The sequence below is a fragment of the Sulfitobacter sediminivivens genome (assembly GCF_042611115.2).
Lineage (GTDB): Bacteria > Pseudomonadota > Alphaproteobacteria > Rhodobacterales > Rhodobacteraceae > Sulfitobacter > Sulfitobacter sediminivivens.
Window position 1 is genome coordinate 199,563 of record NZ_JBHGAR020000005.1, and the last position, 15,369, is coordinate 214,931.

Below are 15,369 nucleotides of genomic sequence, written 5' to 3' on the forward strand. Positions count from 1 at the left end.
TCTATCCTTTCAGAATGGTTTCAGCAGCGACAATAGCCGCTTCTGCGTTTTCAGCGCTTGGACCACCGCCCTGCGCCATGTCAGGTCGGCCACCACCGCCCTTGCCGCCCAGTTCAGCCACCGCCGCCTTGAGAACATCAACAGCGGAAAAGCGGTCCGTCAGATCGTCTGTAACACCGGATGCCACGGCAGCCTTGCCGCCTGCATCCGCAATCAACAGCACCACGCCTGAGCCCAGTTTCGCCTTATGTTCATCCACCAGCGCCGGCAAATCCTTGCCCGTCACGCCCGTCAGAACCTGAGCGATGAATTTGATCCCGCCGATGTCGCGCGCCTCAACCGGCGCGGCACCGCCACCAGACATCGCCAGTTCACGGCGCAGTTGCGCAAGTTCGTTGCTGAGCGATTTGCGTTCCTCAATCAACGCACGCACCCGATCCGGCACGTCCGTTACGGATGTCTTGAGCGCCTCGGAAACGCGCTGCAATGCTTCTTGCTGATCGCGCAGCCAGATCATCGCGTCGGCACCGGTCAGCGCTTCGATCCGGCGCACACCATTGCTGATGGCACTATCACCGAGCAGGACAAACGCCCCGATATCGCCGGTCTGGCGCACATGTGTCCCGCCGCACAATTCCAGTGAATAGGTGGCTTTGTCTGCACCCTTGCCAGAACCGGCCTGCTGACCCATCGACACCACGCGTACTTCATCACCGTATTTTTCACCAAAGAGCGCCTGCGCCCCCAGCGCACGTGCATCGTCCGGGGTCATGATGCGGGTTTCAACCGGCGCGTTCTGACGGATATACGCGTTCACTTCGCGCTCAACCTTGGTCAATTCATCCGCACGCATCGCCTTTGTATGGCTGAAATCAAAGCGCAAGCGGTCTGCAGCGTTCAGGGATCCGCGCTGTGCCACATGCTCACCCAATGCGCCGCGCAGGGCCTCGTGGAGCAAATGCGTCGCCGAGTGGTTGGCACGAATGGCGGTCCGCCGCGCGTGATCAACGGTCAGAACGGCATCCTGACCGGGTTCAACCTCGCCCTCAATCACCTGACCGATATGGGCAAAGACGCCTGCGGTCTTGCGCGTATCTGTGACGTTAACCGTTCCGGTTTCGGTCTTGATCACGCCGGTATCGCCCACCTGCCCGCCGGATTCGGCATAAAATGGCGACTGGTTCAGGGCAATCTGCACACTGTCGCCCTTCGACGCTTTGTCGGCGATTGCCCCATCCAGGATGATCGCTGCAATCTGACCTTCCGCCGTTTCGGTGTCATACCCCAGAAAATCGGTGGTGCCGTGTTTGTCGGCGACATCAAACCACACGGTTGCATCCGCCGCCTCACCCGATCCTGACCATGCCGCGCGGGCCTTGGCCTTTTGGGCGGCCATGGCGGTGTCGAACCCTGCCGTGTCCACGCCGCGCCCCTGCTCGCGCAGTGCGTCCTGCGTCAGGTCCAGCGGGAAACCGAATGTGTCGTATAGCTTGAAGGCGGCATCGCCGGGCAGAGCCGCGCCGTCAGGCAGGGCGCTGACCTCGTCTTCAAGTAGCTTAAGGCCCCGTTCCAGCGTCGTCTTGAACCGTGTTTCTTCCAGCTCAAGCGTCTCGGTGATCAAGGCCTGTGCCCTGCCAAGCTCCGGATAGGCGGACCCCATCTGTTGCACAAGTGCAGGCACCAATTTGTACATCAGCGGATCTTTGGCCCCTAACAAATGCGCGTGCCGCATGGCGCGGCGCATGATCCGGCGCAGCACATATCCCCGCCCGTCATTTGCAGGCATCACCCCATCCGCAATCAGAAACGAGGTGGAGCGCAGATGATCCGCGATCACCCGGTGATGCACATTGCCGGTTTCAAACGGATCAACGCCCAAAGCATGGCCGCTTGCTTCGATCAGGCTGCGGAACAGGTCGGTGTCGTAGTTATCATGCTTGCCCTGAAGCAGCGCACCAATCCGTTCCAGTCCCATCCCTGTGTCGATGGATTGCATGTCGAGCGGGCGCATCGTGCCGTCGGCGAATTGTTCATTCTGCATGAAAACGATGTTCCAGATCTCGATGAATCGGTCCCCGTCCTCGTCCGGGCTGCCCGGAGGGCCACCCGGAATATGATCGCCATGGTCATAGAAAATTTCAGTGCATGGTCCGCAGGGGCCGGTTGGGCCCATCCGCCAGAAATTGTCATCCGTGGCAATGCGGATGATCCGCTCATCGGGCAGGTTTGCGACTTTCTTCCAGATGTCGGCAGCTTCATCGTCCGTGTGGTACACCGTCACTAAGAGCCGCGTGGGGTCGATCCCGAAGTCTTCAATCAGCAGCTCCCAGGCAAAAGCAATTGCTTCAGCTTTGAAATAGTCGCCAAAACTGAAGTTGCCCAGCATCTCAAAAAACGTGTGATGGCGCGCTGTGTATCCGACATTGTCCAGATCGTTGTGCTTGCCGCCGGCACGGACACATTTCTGGGCGGTCGTCGCGCGATTGTAGTCACGGGTTTCAAGCCCGGTGAACAGGTTTTTGAACTGCACCATCCCCGAATTGGCAAACATCAGGGTCGGGTCATTGCGCGGCACAAGCGGGCCAGAGGGCTGGACGGAATGGCCCTGCTTTTCGAAGTAGGTCAAAAAGGTGGATCGGATGTCGTTAAGGGTCTTCATGTCTGGGCCTTCCGGGGCAAGTATCGGCATTCAAATACCCTTGGCACCCCGCGCTGTCCACAGCCTGACCGCACGAAAAAGGCGCCCCCTTGTGGGACGCCCTTTAATGGTACTGATCAAAACTGGCCCCGGGGTGAATTTGAAGCCGGTCAAAGTGGATTTATGCCTCAAGAATGTCGATATCTTCTTTCTCGGAGCCGTTGAAATCAAGGCCATGCGCGGCACGGATCTTGTCTTCGATCTCCATCGCCATCGCCTCGTTGTCCTTCAGGAACTGTTTGGCGTTTTCACGGCCCTGCCCGATGCGTTCGTCGCCATAGCTGAACCAGGATCCCGATTTATCGACCACACCCACTTTGACACCCAGATCAAGCAATTCGCCCATCTTTGAGATGCCTTCGCCATACATGATGTCAAACTCAACCTGCTTGAAGGGTGCTGCGACCTTGTTCTTCACAACCTTGACGCGGGTTGCATTGCCGACGACCTCATCGCGGTCCTTGAGTGCGCCGATCCGGCGAATATCAAGGCGGACAGAGGAATAGAATTTCAACGCATTGCCGCCACTTGTCGTCTCGGGAGAACCGAACATAACGCCGATTTTCATACGGATCTGGTTGATGAAGATGACCATGCAGTTGGACCTGCTGATCGAACCGGTCAGCTTGCGCATGGCCTGACTCATCAGGCGGGCCTGAACACCAACGCTGCTGTCGCCCATGTCGCCTTCCAACTCTGACTTGGGTGTCAGGGCCGCCACGGAATCGACGACTACCATGTTGACGGCACCAGACCGCACCAGCGTGTCGGTGATTTCGAGCGCCTGTTCGCCGGTGTCGGGTTGCGAAATCAGCAACTCGTCAATGTCGATGCCAAGTTTCTTCGCGTATTGCGGGTCAAGCGCATGTTCCGCGTCCACAAATGCGCAGACGCCACCGGCCTTTTGCTGTTCTGCGATACAATGCAGGGTCAGCGTGGTTTTACCTGATGATTCAGGTCCGTAAATCTCGATGATCCGCCCCATCGGCAGACCGCCAATGCCAAGCGCGATATCAAGGCCCAGCGATCCGGTTGAGCTTGAGGTGATATCCTGAATCGCGCCCTCAGCCCCCAGCTTCATGATGGAGCCTTTGCCGAACTGACGTTCAATCTGTGCCAGTGCGCTATCAAGCGCCTTTTGCTTTTCCGCGGTTTTTTTGCTGTCCATTGTCAAAAGATCTGCCGTTGCCATTTTGCCTATTCCCTTAGTGTCACAGTGCACCGCCTGCTACAATCGCCGATGGGCCACTCGATTTTTGTTCTTCTAATGTTCCTTATGAGATCAAAAGGAGAACATTTCAACCAAATTAATTCATTCCTTATCTTTTTCCCATCAAGGTTAAGAAGTAGTTTACAAACTCACGTGATGTCGTTTGATGCAGGAGTGTTCGCTAAGTGCTGGTTTTTTTTAAAGAACGTCTGGCCTTTTTGTCGGTGCCAAAAACCGGGACGACTGCCTATGAGACGGCATTGGCCCCACGTGCCGATATGGTGATCTCTGAACCACCGATGCTGAAACACGCGCCGGTGTATCGCTATAATCGATTCATTCGTCCGATGTTTCTCAAAGTGTGCGATGCTGAGCTTGAGCTGATGGCGGTGATGCGCGAACCGGTGTCATGGTTAGGCAGTTGGTATCGCTATCGACAACGGCCCTTCATGAAAGACAAGCCAAACAACACCTTTGGGATCAGCTTTGATGAATTTGTACTGGCCTATATGAAGGGTGACAAACCGGGATTTGCAGATGTTGGCAGCCAGCTTAACTTCATGAAAAGCCAGCCCAACGGCACCGGGATTACCCATTATTTTCGATATGAAGATCAGCCACGCTTGCAGGCGTTTTTGAAAGAGCGGCTGGACGTTAAATTCTCCCTGACCCAGGAAAATGTCTCGCCGCAGATGGACCTGAACTTGTCAGCCGATGTGGAAATGCGGTTCAAACGTAAGTGCGCGGATGAATTTGCGCTCTATGACAGCATCGGTTGATGTCCAAAGTCAGAACCTTAGTGAAGTTGTTGATGAACCGTATCGGTAAGATCATTTAACGAAAACGGTTTGGGCAGGAACACTGAATTTGGGATTTTGGTCTGTTCTTCGCCAAAACTATCCTCGGCATAACCCGATACAAACACCACTCTGACATCCGGTCGGTCTTTGAGCGCCTCGCGGACCCAACTGGGGCCATCCATGCCCGGCATCACAACATCCGTGACAAAGACGTCGATGTTCAGGCTTTCATCTTCGAGGGTTTTCAAGGCCGCCTCTGCTGAGTCGGCCTCCAGAACAGTGTAGCCACGCAGGCGCAAGGCACGGCTGGCAAAGGCGCGCACCGGGGCCTCGTCTTCGACAAGCAGTATGACGCCATCAGCATGTTTCGGGGCGCTGCGCGGTGTTTTTACCACCACGGGTTTCTCCTCGGGTGGCTGCACGTCAAGCACCTGAAAATAAAGCGTAAAGGAGGTGCCAATCCCCAGTGTGGAATCCGCGAAAATGAAACCGCCAGTTTGTTTCACGATCCCATATGCGGTTGATAGGCCCAGACCTGTCCCCTCGCCCGTGCGTTTGGTCGTAAAAAACGGCTCAAACACTTTTTGCAGTTTGTCAGGCGGGATACCGACACCATCATCGTTGACCTGAACAGTCACATATTGCCCCGCAGGGACAGTTACCCGGTCGCGCACCAATGGTTCTGTCAGGGTGGTGCATTCGGTGATGATCCTGATCTCGCCACCCGCAGGCATCGCATCGCGCGCATTGACGACGAGGTTCATCAAGACCTGTTCCAACTGCCGCTTGTCGGCCCGGATCGGTTTGAGGACCGGGTCATGGCTGAGCGTCAGGGTCACTTTTTCTCCGACCAGCCGGTTGAGCAGATGTGTGAGATCCGCAAGCGTGTCGCGCATATCAAGCGTTTCCGGCCGCAATGTCTGTTTGCGCGAGAACGCCAGCAACTGACCGACCAGCGCCGCCGCGCGGTTGGCGTTCTGGTTGATCTGGACAAGATCGCCATAGTCCGGATCGCCCTGATCGTGTCGCAGCAGCAAAAGATCGCAATGGCCCGAAATTGCCGTCAGAAGGTTATTGAAATCATGTGCAACGCCCCCTGCCAACTGGCCAATGGCCTGCATCTTCTGGCTCTGCACAAATTGCGCTTCAAGGGATTTCAATTCGGTCGCGTCATGCAGGACGGCGATCAGGGACTGTTTGCCCTCCTCCGTAATGCTGTTCAGCGTGACCTGCACAAAAACTTCGCGATCGGTGCGCGACAGGCGCAAAAATTCGGACTTCTGAACGGACCTGCCTGCCAATGTATCGCTCAGCCAATCTGATATGGACCTGCCCAGACCCTCCATCAACTGCGAGAGATGGACATCGGTGCTCAGCGATACACCGATCAGCTTGGCAGCCATCCGATTAAACGACAAAACCGCCCCATCGGGGGCCACCTTGATCATCGGGACCGGCAATTCTTGAAAAACCTGCCAGCCCTTTCCGACGTCCTGACCATCGGGGGCGGGCAGCAGATAAAGCGCCCTGCGCCCAGCCCCCGCCGGAACCTCAGCAACAAGCGCCATTTTTGGGCCTTCAGCAGTGGTAATTTCTATCGGGACTCCGGGCACAACAGGCAGCCCGGTAAAGACCCGGTCGAGTGATTTGACCCGCGTGCCCATCAGCAGGCGCGCTGCATCATTCATGAACAAAATAACGTCCCCGCGCCCCGCCATCAGCATCGGCAATTGCACACCGTCGCCGGAAATGCGCGGTGCCTGACGCTCGGCAATCTGTTCGATTCGCCAGACATAGCCGTCTGGCCCCATTTCATGGACGGACAACCGTATGTGACCGCTGCGGGTGAGGATGTCTTCGCGGGCGGCACCGTTTGCCGTCGCGCGCGCCTGAAGACGGAACAAGATACCACCGGGATTGGCAAACTGGGTGTCCAGAACACTGGCAAGTGTCTGCCTGTTAGCCGCTTTAAACTGGGCTTTTGCAGCTGCATTTTGCGAAATGACCCGCCCGTCGCCGGTTGCCACAATACCGGGTGCGGTGTCTTTCTCGATGAAATCCGCGACCACATCAAATACATTGCTTTGCTTGCGGTTTCGGAGGCCAGACAAGAATTGCGTGATCACCGCTGCTGTGAACAAGGCCACAGCGCTTGCAGTGAGACCCAGTGTGGCCGCGTTGTAAGGGGCAACAATCGCAAATATTCCAACGACGAAAGCCAACAATATTAAGATTCTGACCCGGCCATAGGATCGGGACACGACGCGCGGCGGCTGATTGTCCTGGTTGGTTTCTTTATGCAAAGCCGTCCCCGATCTACGCGAATCTTACCAACAGTTACGCGCACTAAGGGTTAATCAGCCTTTAACCAAGGCACACTTTACACGCTTTGGTTGAGTATGCGCAGCGTTACGCTCGGGTCAAGTGTGCTGTGAAAAAGCCATCGCCGTGATCATCAACCGCATAGCGGTGTGAAAACACGGTCTGCCATCCCGGGTTCCGGGCAAGAAAGGCATCAACGCGGTCTTCGTTTTCTGACTTGAAGACTGAACAGGTGGCATAGGCCAGAATTCCGTATAGGGCTGTCAAAGTGGCTGCCTTGTCCAGAATGTCATCTTGTATTTGGGTAAGAGATTGCAATCGATCCGGCGTCAGGGTCCATTTCCCTTCGGCTGCACGGCGCCATGCGCCCGACCCTGAACAGGGCGCATCACAGAGCACCACGTCATAGGGGGCATGCGTGCTCAGATCGTCAGTCTCAACCTGAATCACGCCGGCGGCGGCCCGTGCCGTCCGGGTCGGCAGGTCAGCCATGCGGCTGGTATCGATATCATGGGCAAAAACCTGTCGGCTTTTATCCATCGCCAGGGCCAGCGCCTTGCCACCGCCGCCGGTGCAATAATCAAGCACTTTGCCGCCCCTTGTTAGCGCCGCCACGACAGCTTGGCTGGCGGCATCCTGCAACTCGACGTAACCATCTGAATAGGCTGCAGAATTTCGTATCTTGCGCGCGCCTTGGGTCACCGTCAGGGCCGAGTTTGCCAATGGATTATCAGTAGTTTCAATCCCCTGTTCGCGCAGCATTTCCTGAGCCTTTGCACGGGTGGTTTTCGCAAGATTGACCCGCAACGTGATCGGCGCGCGGCTTTGCAATGCAAGGGCTGCGGCGGCGGCATCGTTGCCCAGTGAGGTCTGAAAGAGCGGGATCATCCAATCCGGCAGGTTCCACAGAATTTGCGGATCGGTTGGTGGGTCCGGAAAGTCGGCTTCGGCTTCACTCAAGGGGCTCGGCGCATGACCTAGCGCATCAAACAGGGACGCAATATCAGCACCCTGGTGGTGCAGAAGCCCGATCATCAAGGCGCGTGCATTATCAGATCCGCCGTAATACGCCGCTGTTTTACGGGTGCGCAAAACATCGAACACGTGATCCCGGATCGCGGCGCGGTCTTTGGACCCTGCAAAGCGGCTGCGACGCGCCCACCGTGTCAGCGCCTGCTCCGCTGCCAACCCGCCTGCCATGTCGTCCAACACTTCGATGGCTGCGGCCACACGCGCGCCAGGTGTCATTGTTTATGCATCACTTGAATAATGACTTGCATGTGGCTGAATATAAACATTTATCCGGCCCGATAGTTTGGAGATTCGCGGGTGATCTGCACATCATGCACGTGGCTTTCTTTCAGGCCAGCACCGGTGATTTTCACAAAGGAGCAGTTTTTGCGCATCTCTGCGACAGTGGCACAACCGGTATAGCCCATCGCCGCCCGCAGCCCGCCGACCATCTGGTGCACCACGGCGGCGGCACTCCCTTTATAGGCGACCTGCCCTTCGATGCCTTCGGGGACCAGCTTGTCGCTGGCGGCATCACTTTGAAAATACCGATCTGCCGATCCGCTGGCCATCGCACCAAGACTGCCCATGCCGCGAAAGCTCTTAAAGCTGCGGCCCTGATACAGAATCACATCGCCCGGCGATTCGTCGGTGCCCGCAATCATCGAGCCGACCATCGCGCAGGACGCGCCCGCCGCGATTGCTTTGGCGAAGTCACCGGAGAATTTGATGCCGCCATCTGCAATGACCGGGATATCGCCCGCGGCCTCGGCGCAGTCCATGATCGCGGTCAACTGCGGCACACCCACACCGGCCACCATCCGCGTGGTGCAGATGGAACCGGGTCCGATGCCGACCTTGATGGCATCCGCCCCTGCATCAATCAACGCACGCGTGGCGGCCCCTGTGGCCACGTTGCCTGCGACGACCTGTACTTCGTTGCTGAGCGTTTTGGCGCGTTCAACGGCGCGCGCAACCCCTTCGGAATGGCCGTGCGCGGTATCAATCACAATCATATCCACGCCCGCTTCGACCAGCGCCTGAGAGCGTTCAAAACCTGCGTCACCCACCGTTGTCGCGGCGGCAACCCGCAAACGGCCCAACGCATCTTTGCACGCCGTGGGGTTCAAAACCGCCTGTTCGGTGTCTTTGAGCGTCAACAACCCGGTCAATTTGCCGGATTTGTCGGTGATCAACAGTTTTTCAATCCGGCGCGCCTTCATGAGGCTTATAGCCTCTTCCCGGTCCGCAGGTTCGTGCAGAATGGCCAGATTATCTGTGGACATCATCGCCTTAACGGGTGTGCGGTCATCAGAGGCAAACCGCATGTCGCGGTTCGTGACGATGCCTACAACACGGCCAGATCCATCCACCACGGGAAACCCGGTGACGCTGTAACGTTCTTGCAAAGCCTTGGCGTCGGCCAGCGTTTGATCGGCTGTCAGAGTAATGGGGTTATAGACAATCCCGCTTTCAAATCGCTTGACCCGGCGCACCTCGCGGGCTTGTTCGTCGATTGACAGATTACGATGTATCACGCCCATTCCGCCGGCCTGCGCCATGGCAATGGCCATGGGTCCTTCGGTCACGGTGTCCATGGCCGAGCTCAGCAGCGGGATGTTCAACGCAATTGATTGGGTGACAAATGTACGGGTATCCGCCGTTGACGGCAGCACCGAGGACGCACCCGGAACCAGCAATACATCATCAAAGGTCAGTGCCTCACGAATCTCCATCATACACCTCTGGGTAATGGTTTTTATTTGGGTTCATTTGGCGGTTTGCTATTTCACGGATGCGACGGGATGCCAAGGGCTGTTGCCGGGAATTCAGCGTTGTCACGGGTGGCGGAGCCGTGTGCGAACAGTTGGCAGTCGGCGTTGGTCCACAAGAAGCACCAAAGATGGCGCGGCAGACGCATTATTTGCCGCTCATTGCCTTTCGCCTGCCGTGCTTGACGCTATGGTGACGAAAAGTGTTTGAGGACAGAGATCTATGAGCAGCGATCCACTGGTGATTTTCACCCCATCGGGCAAGCGCGGGCATTTCGCAGTCGGGACCCCGATCCTAACGGCCGCGCGACAACTGGGCGTTGATTTGGATTCGGTGTGTGGTGGTCGCGGGATCTGCTCCAAATGTCAGATCACCCCAAGCTATGGTGAGTTTTCCAAGCACAAGGTGACCGTGCGTGACGATGCCCTGTCGGCATGGAATTCGGTTGAACAACGTTACAAGGACAAACGCGGACTGATTGAGGGCCGCCGTCTAGGCTGTCAGGCGACGGTTCAGGGCGATGTGGTGATCGACGTGCCACCTGAAAGTCAGGTGCACAAGCAGGTGGTGCGCAAGCGGGCGGAAGCGCGTGAGATCGTGCTGAACCCGTCAACCAAGCTCTTTTATGTTGAGGTGGCAGAGCCGGACATGCACGACCCTTCCGGTGATCTGGAACGGCTGCGCGATGCCCTGCGCGATCAATGGGATCTGGAGAAGGTCAACGCCGATCTTAACATTCTGCAGGTGATGCAACCGGTATTGCGCAAGGGCAATTGGAAGGTCACCGTCGCCCTGCATCTGGGCGATGCAGAGAACCCGCCACGGATCATGCACATCTGGCCGGGCTATTACGAAGGGACAGTTTACGGCGTCGCGGTCGATTTGGGCTCTACCACCATTGCGGCGCATCTGTGTGACCTGCAAACAGGCGAAGTCGTCGCCTCGTCCGGGGTGATGAACCCGCAGATCCGCTTTGGCGAAGACCTGATGAGCCGGGTCAGCTATTCCATGATGAACCCGTCGGGTGCCAATGAAATGACCCGCGCGGTGCGGGAGGGCATGAATGGGCTTTTCTCGCAGATTGCGACTGAGGCGGGTGTCGACAAAGACCTGATCGTGGACGCGGTTTTTGTCTGCAATCCGGTCATGCACCACTTGTTTCTGGGCATTGATCCTTTTGAATTGGGACAGGCCCCTTTTGCGCTGGCGACATCCAATGCCATGCGCCTGCGTGCCGATGATCTGGAGCTCAACATCCACCCCTCGGCACGGGTCTATTTCTTGCCCTGCATCGCGGGACATGTAGGTGCCGATGCCGCCGCAGTCGCGCTGAGCGAAGCACCAGACAAATCCGAAGATTTGGTTTTGGTTGTCGATGTGGGCACCAACGCCGAGATTTTGCTCGGCAACAAGGACAAGGTGCTGGCGTGTTCGTCGCCCACCGGCCCTGCATTCGAGGGCGCTCAGATATCGTCGGGGCAACGTGCCGCACCGGGTGCCATTGAGCGGGTCGAGATTGACCCCGTGACCAAGATTGCACGCTTCAAAGTCATCGGTTCAGACCTGTGGTCGGATGAGGATCGTTTTCAAGATGCGATTGCCACCACCGGTGTCACCGGTATTTGCGGGTCTGGCATCATCGAAATGGTGGCCGAAATGCGCCTGCACGGGATTGTCGATGCGCCGGGGTTGATCGGCACGTCCGAACAGACCGGATCGCCGAACGTTTTCGAAGACGGGCGCACCAATTCTTATCTGGTCTATGACGGAACAGATGCGGGTGGCCCCAGAATCACCGTGACCAACCGCGACATTCGCGAAATCCAGATGGCCAAGGCAGCGCTTTATTCGGGTGCCCGGCTGTTGATGGACAAATTCGGCGTGGACAAGGTGGACCGTGTGGTGCTGGCCGGTGCTTTTGGCGCGCATATTTCGCCCAAACACGCGATGATCCTTGGCATGATCCCGGATGCGCCGCTCGACAAGGTCACCTCGGCGGGCAATGCCGCTGGCACCGGCGCGCGGATTGCCTTGTTGAATACTCTGGCACGCGCCGAAATTGAAGAAACCGTGCGCGCGATCCACAAGGTTGAAACCGCAATTGAGCCACGCTTTCAGGAGCATTTTGTGAACGCATCTGCCATTCCGAACGCGGTTGAACCGTTTCCGATATTGAACAGCATCGTGACGCTGCCAACTGCGACATTCAACACTGGTGGCGGCGACAGCAGACGCAGGCGGCGGCCAGCATGAGCGGTTCAAACGCAGATCAGGCCGAATTCTGGCGCTCTGATGCCGGGGATAAATGGGTGGCGTGGCAGGCGGCGCTGGATCGGCTCATGCAACCGGTTTTGGATGGTGTTCTGGCGCGCGCGAACCTGATGAAAGGTCAGGTCGTGCTCGATATTGGATGCGGCACAGGTGCCAGCACCTTGCAGGCCGCCGAAATGGTTGGCGCAACCGGACGGGTTCATGGACTTGATATATCCCCGACCATGCTGGCGCGTGCACGGGATCGCGCCCAAGATATGGATAACGTCGCATTCATTGAGGCGGATGCGGCCGAATTCGACTTTGAACCGGCCCTTTATGATCAGATGATATCGCGGTTTGGCACGATGTTTTTTGCCGACGCGGTTGGTGCATTTTTCAACATGCGCAAGGCAATGCGGCCCGGTGCCGGGATGTCATGCGCCAGTTGGGGCGCGATTGCGAACAACCCGTGGTTTACCTACAGCGCCGTCGCCGCAAAGGCCGTGCTTGGCGCGCCTCCGGCTGTTGATCCCGATGCGCCCGGCCCGTTTTCAATGCGCGATCCTGAGCGGGTACGCGCCGTTCTGGAACAGGCTGGGTTTGAAGACATCAGGGTCGCTGTTTGCCCCTTGGACCTGACGCCACAGGGCACCCGGCGCGACGTTGCAGAACTTGCTGTCAATGTGGGCCCTGCCGGGCGCACCATTTTGCATTTTAACGGAACGGACGCGGATCGGGATGCCATCAGCGCTCGGCTTTTCGACAGCTATGCGCCCTTTGAAACACCAGATGGGCTGCGCGTTCCGGCAGAGATCGTTTTCTTTCAGGCCAAGGCCCCCTGAACCTGAGTTGGTCTTGACGCTCGCAGGCCAAATCAATATCTGCTGAGCTTAGAGCGGGTATGGTGAAAAGGTATCACGGCAGCTTCCCAAGCTTTAGTTACGAGTTCGATTCTCGTTACCCGCTCCAATTCGCTCAAGATCAGCCGCTTCGTCATCGGGTGCCCGCGCCAATGCGGTCTTGGTTTGCAACAACATGTCGAGAAACTGTGTGCCGGAGGCCAATCTGGCCCTGACTTCGGCGATTTTTGCGTCAAGAAACGCCTGTCCGTCTATCGCATCGGGGTCCTGGGCCATGAATTGCCCTAGGAAAACAGTGATGTCGGCGATGCTCAACCCTGCTGCCTGAGCGTCGCGAATGATATCCAGCGTCAACAATACGTCCTCGGGATATATGCGATAGCTGTTTGCCGCATCCGGGTCGACTGCGGATTGGATCAATCCGTGGCGTTCATAGAATCGGATGGTGTCGCGGCTGACCTGCGCGCGTTTTGACAGTTCTCCGATGCGCATATGACCCTCAAAGCATTGACAATGGTCCATTGTTTATACAAGATATCATTGATGTGTACAAGGGGAGCATTGGAATGGCCAAAAATTGTCAAAGCTGCGGAATGCCCCTGTCCAAGGATCCGCAGGCCGGTGGTACGGAGGCCGATGGCAGCCACAGCACGACCTATTGTTCGCTTTGCTATGATCAGGGCGCATTTCGCCATACCGGCGTTAGCGTTGATGAATTTCAGGCCGAATGCGTTGCGGCATTGCAGAGATCGGGCATGCCCAAATTCATGGCGTGGATGTTCACGCGCGGCATCCCCAAGCTGGATCGCTGGCGCGGCTGATCAGCCCATCAAGACATCGCCGAACTGATCGCGCAGATTGCGTTTGAGAACTTTACCCGTGGCATTACGGGGCAAAACGTCAGTAAAAACAACTTTGTCCGGCAACTGCCATTTGGCGATCTTGCCTTCGAAGATGGCCAAAACCTCTGCTTCAGTGGGCTGCGCACCCTCGGCCTTGACCGCCACCAGCACCGGGCGTTCATCCCATTTGGGGTGCTTTGCCCCGATTACAGCGGCATCGGTCAAATCCGGGTGGGCGATGGCAATGTTTTCGAGTTCCACAGAACTGATCCATTCGCCCCCGGATTTGATGATATCCTTGGAGCGGTCTTTGATGGTGATATATCCATCGGCATCCATCGTCGCGACATCGCCGGTATCAAACCAGCCTTTTGTCAGCGTTTCCTCAGAGGTCGAACGAAAATACGCGTCTAGGATCCAATGCCCCCGGGTCATCAGATCGCCTTGCGCCTTGCCATCCTGCGGCAGCGGCTTTCCGTCTTTATCCCATATCTCAAGCTCTACGCCATAGACCGCCCTGCCCTGATTTTCGCGCAGCTTGTGCTTGTCCTCGGTCGGCAAATCCCGGTGTTTGGCCAAAGGTTGGTTCACGGTGCCCAAGGGCGACATTTCGGTCATCCCCCAGGCATGGATCACTTCGACATCATAGGTGTCGCGGAATGCTGCAATCATGGACGGTGGACAGGCTGATCCGCCCACAACTGTACGGTTGAGGCTGGCAAGGCTGCTCTTGGCGGCTTTTGCAGCACCCAAAAGGCCCAGCCAGATCGTCGGCACGCCGAGCGCCACCGTTACTTTGTGGTCGTCAATCAGCCCAACAAGCGACGCACCATCCAGCCCCGGTCCCGGCAACACCAGCCGCGCCCCGACCATCGCGCAGGCATAGGGCGAGCCCCAAGCGTTCACATGGAACATGGGCACCACCATCAACGCAACGTCCATTGCGGAAAAACCAATGCTGTCAGCAAGGTTTGAGCCAAAACTATGCAGCACAGTTGAGCGATGAGAATAAAGAACACCCTTTGGATTGCCGGTGGTTCCCGATGTATAACAAAGGCTTGAGGCGCAGTTTTCATCCAGATCGGGCCAGCGATAATCAACGTCACCCGTTGCCAGCAGATCATCATAGGCAATGATGCCCGGCAAGGCATCGGCGGCATCGCCCGCCTCGTCCTCCATCAGCACAATATGGTCCAGATGCGCCAGCTTGTCGCGGATAGCAGCCACAAGCGGCACAAAGGTTTTGTCGATGAACAGCACCTTATCTTCGGCATGGTTCAGAATATAAACCAGCTGTTCGGGAAAAAGCCGCGGGTTTATAGTATGACAGACAAATCCACCGCCCGGAGCGCCAAAATAGATCTCAAGATGTCGGCGATTGTTCCACGCAATGGTTCCGCAGCGGGCATGGGCGCTCAGCCCCAGTTTGCCCAGAGCGCTGGCCAACCGGCGGGCATTCGATCCCACCTGCCCCCATGTAGTATTTTCCACATCGCCACTTGTGTTTACCGATACAATTCCGCCACCCGCATGATAGCGTTCGGCGTGGGCCATCAGGCTCGAAATCAGCAGCGGTTGCGTCATCATCTGGCCAAGCATC

Annotated in this window: 11 protein-coding genes and 1 tRNA gene; 5 read left to right on the plus strand and 7 right to left on the minus strand. The window is 57.1% G+C overall.

Going from position 1 to position 15,369, the window contains the following annotated elements:
* Position 1 precedes the first annotated feature (1 nt).
* Both alaS and recA read right to left on the minus strand, forming a co-directional pair.
* Positions 2–2,659, minus strand: coding sequence for an alanine--tRNA ligase (gene alaS, locus ACEWL3_RS08115; RefSeq protein WP_386179456.1), 2,658 nt, complete (start codon positions 2,657–2,659; stop codon positions 2–4).
* A 160-nt stretch (positions 2,660–2,819) separates the two neighbouring features.
* The gene (gene recA / locus ACEWL3_RS08120) at positions 2,820–3,890 is read right to left on the minus strand and encodes a recombinase RecA (protein ID WP_386178843.1); all 1,071 of its coding nucleotides are present in this window, start codon (positions 3,888–3,890) and stop codon (positions 2,820–2,822) included.
* Between the two features lie 203 nt (positions 3,891–4,093).
* On the opposite strand from recA, the gene ACEWL3_RS08125 reads away from it, so the two are divergent.
* Positions 4,094–4,687, plus strand: coding sequence for a gamma-glutamyl kinase (locus tag ACEWL3_RS08125; protein WP_386178840.1), 594 nt, complete (start codon positions 4,094–4,096; stop codon positions 4,685–4,687).
* A gap of 17 nt (positions 4,688–4,704) precedes the next feature.
* Here the strand turns inward: ACEWL3_RS08125 and ACEWL3_RS08130 are convergent, their stop codons facing one another.
* From ACEWL3_RS08130 to guaB, 3 genes are all read right to left on the minus strand, one after another.
* Positions 4,705–6,969, minus strand: a complete 2,265-nt coding sequence (locus tag ACEWL3_RS08130) for an ATP-binding protein (protein WP_435000715.1) — start codon at positions 6,967–6,969, stop codon at positions 4,705–4,707.
* 148 nt (positions 6,970–7,117) lie between these two features.
* Positions 7,118–8,278, minus strand: a complete 1,161-nt coding sequence (locus ACEWL3_RS08135) for an RsmB/NOP family class I SAM-dependent RNA methyltransferase (RefSeq protein ID WP_386178835.1) — start codon at positions 8,276–8,278, stop codon at positions 7,118–7,120.
* A gap of 50 nt (positions 8,279–8,328) precedes the next feature.
* Positions 8,329–9,777, minus strand: coding sequence for an IMP dehydrogenase (gene guaB, locus ACEWL3_RS08140; RefSeq protein WP_386179453.1), 1,449 nt, complete (start codon positions 9,775–9,777; stop codon positions 8,329–8,331).
* A gap of 259 nt (positions 9,778–10,036) precedes the next feature.
* Here guaB and ACEWL3_RS08145 point away from each other — a divergent pair, with 259 nt between their 5' ends.
* The 3 genes from ACEWL3_RS08145 (at position 10,037) to ACEWL3_RS08155 (ending at position 13,036) form a co-directional block, all read left to right on the plus strand.
* The gene (locus ACEWL3_RS08145; protein WP_386178832.1) at positions 10,037–12,067 is read left to right on the plus strand and encodes an ASKHA domain-containing protein; all 2,031 of its coding nucleotides are present in this window, start codon (positions 10,037–10,039) and stop codon (positions 12,065–12,067) included.
* On the plus strand, positions 12,064–12,909 hold the full coding sequence (locus ACEWL3_RS08150; protein WP_386178829.1) for a class I SAM-dependent methyltransferase: 846 nt from the start codon (positions 12,064–12,066) through the stop codon (positions 12,907–12,909). The genes ACEWL3_RS08145 and ACEWL3_RS08150 overlap by 4 nt, the downstream gene beginning before the upstream one ends.
* 53 nt (positions 12,910–12,962) lie before the next feature.
* Positions 12,963–13,036 (plus strand) — tRNA-Gly (locus tag ACEWL3_RS08155).
* Here the strand turns inward: ACEWL3_RS08155 and ACEWL3_RS08160 are convergent.
* On the minus strand, positions 13,003–13,419 hold the full coding sequence (locus tag ACEWL3_RS08160; RefSeq protein ID WP_386178826.1) for a MerR family transcriptional regulator: 417 nt from the start codon (positions 13,417–13,419) through the stop codon (positions 13,003–13,005). The genes ACEWL3_RS08155 and ACEWL3_RS08160 overlap by 34 nt on opposite strands.
* A gap of 74 nt (positions 13,420–13,493) precedes the next feature.
* Between ACEWL3_RS08160 and ACEWL3_RS08165 the strand changes: the two genes are divergently transcribed.
* Complete coding sequence (locus tag ACEWL3_RS08165) at positions 13,494–13,748, plus strand: zinc ribbon domain-containing protein (RefSeq protein WP_386178823.1); 255 nt, start codon at positions 13,494–13,496, stop codon at positions 13,746–13,748.
* Here the strand turns inward: ACEWL3_RS08165 and ACEWL3_RS08170 are convergent, their stop codons facing one another.
* Entirely contained in the window at positions 13,749–15,368 is a 1,620-nt protein-coding gene (locus ACEWL3_RS08170) for a long-chain-fatty-acid--CoA ligase (protein WP_386178820.1), read from the minus strand.
* Position 15,369: the final 1 nt, after the last annotated feature.

Excerpts from the sequence above, each read along its gene's own strand:
- alaS (WP_386179456.1), bottom strand. The coding sequence starts at position 2,659 with ATGAAGACCCTTAACGACATCCGATCCACCTTTTTGACCTACTTCGAA.
- recA (WP_386178843.1), bottom strand. The coding sequence starts at position 3,890 with ATGGCAACGGCAGATCTTTTGACAATGGACAGCAAAAAAACCGCGGAA.
- ACEWL3_RS08135 (WP_386178835.1), bottom strand. The coding sequence starts at position 8,278 with ATGACACCTGGCGCGCGTGTGGCCGCAGCCATCGAAGTGTTGGACGAC.
- guaB (WP_386179453.1), bottom strand. The coding sequence starts at position 9,777 with ATGGAGATTCGTGAGGCACTGACCTTTGATGATGTATTGCTGGTTCCG.
- ACEWL3_RS08145 (WP_386178832.1), top strand. The coding sequence starts at position 10,037 with ATGAGCAGCGATCCACTGGTGATTTTCACCCCATCGGGCAAGCGCGGG.
- ACEWL3_RS08150 (WP_386178829.1), top strand. The coding sequence starts at position 12,064 with ATGAGCGGTTCAAACGCAGATCAGGCCGAATTCTGGCGCTCTGATGCC.
- ACEWL3_RS08160 (WP_386178826.1), bottom strand. The coding sequence starts at position 13,419 with ATGCGCATCGGAGAACTGTCAAAACGCGCGCAGGTCAGCCGCGACACC.
- ACEWL3_RS08165 (WP_386178823.1), top strand. The coding sequence starts at position 13,494 with ATGGCCAAAAATTGTCAAAGCTGCGGAATGCCCCTGTCCAAGGATCCG.
- ACEWL3_RS08170 (WP_386178820.1), bottom strand. The coding sequence starts at position 15,368 with ATGCTTGGCCAGATGATGACGCAACCGCTGCTGATTTCGAGCCTGATG.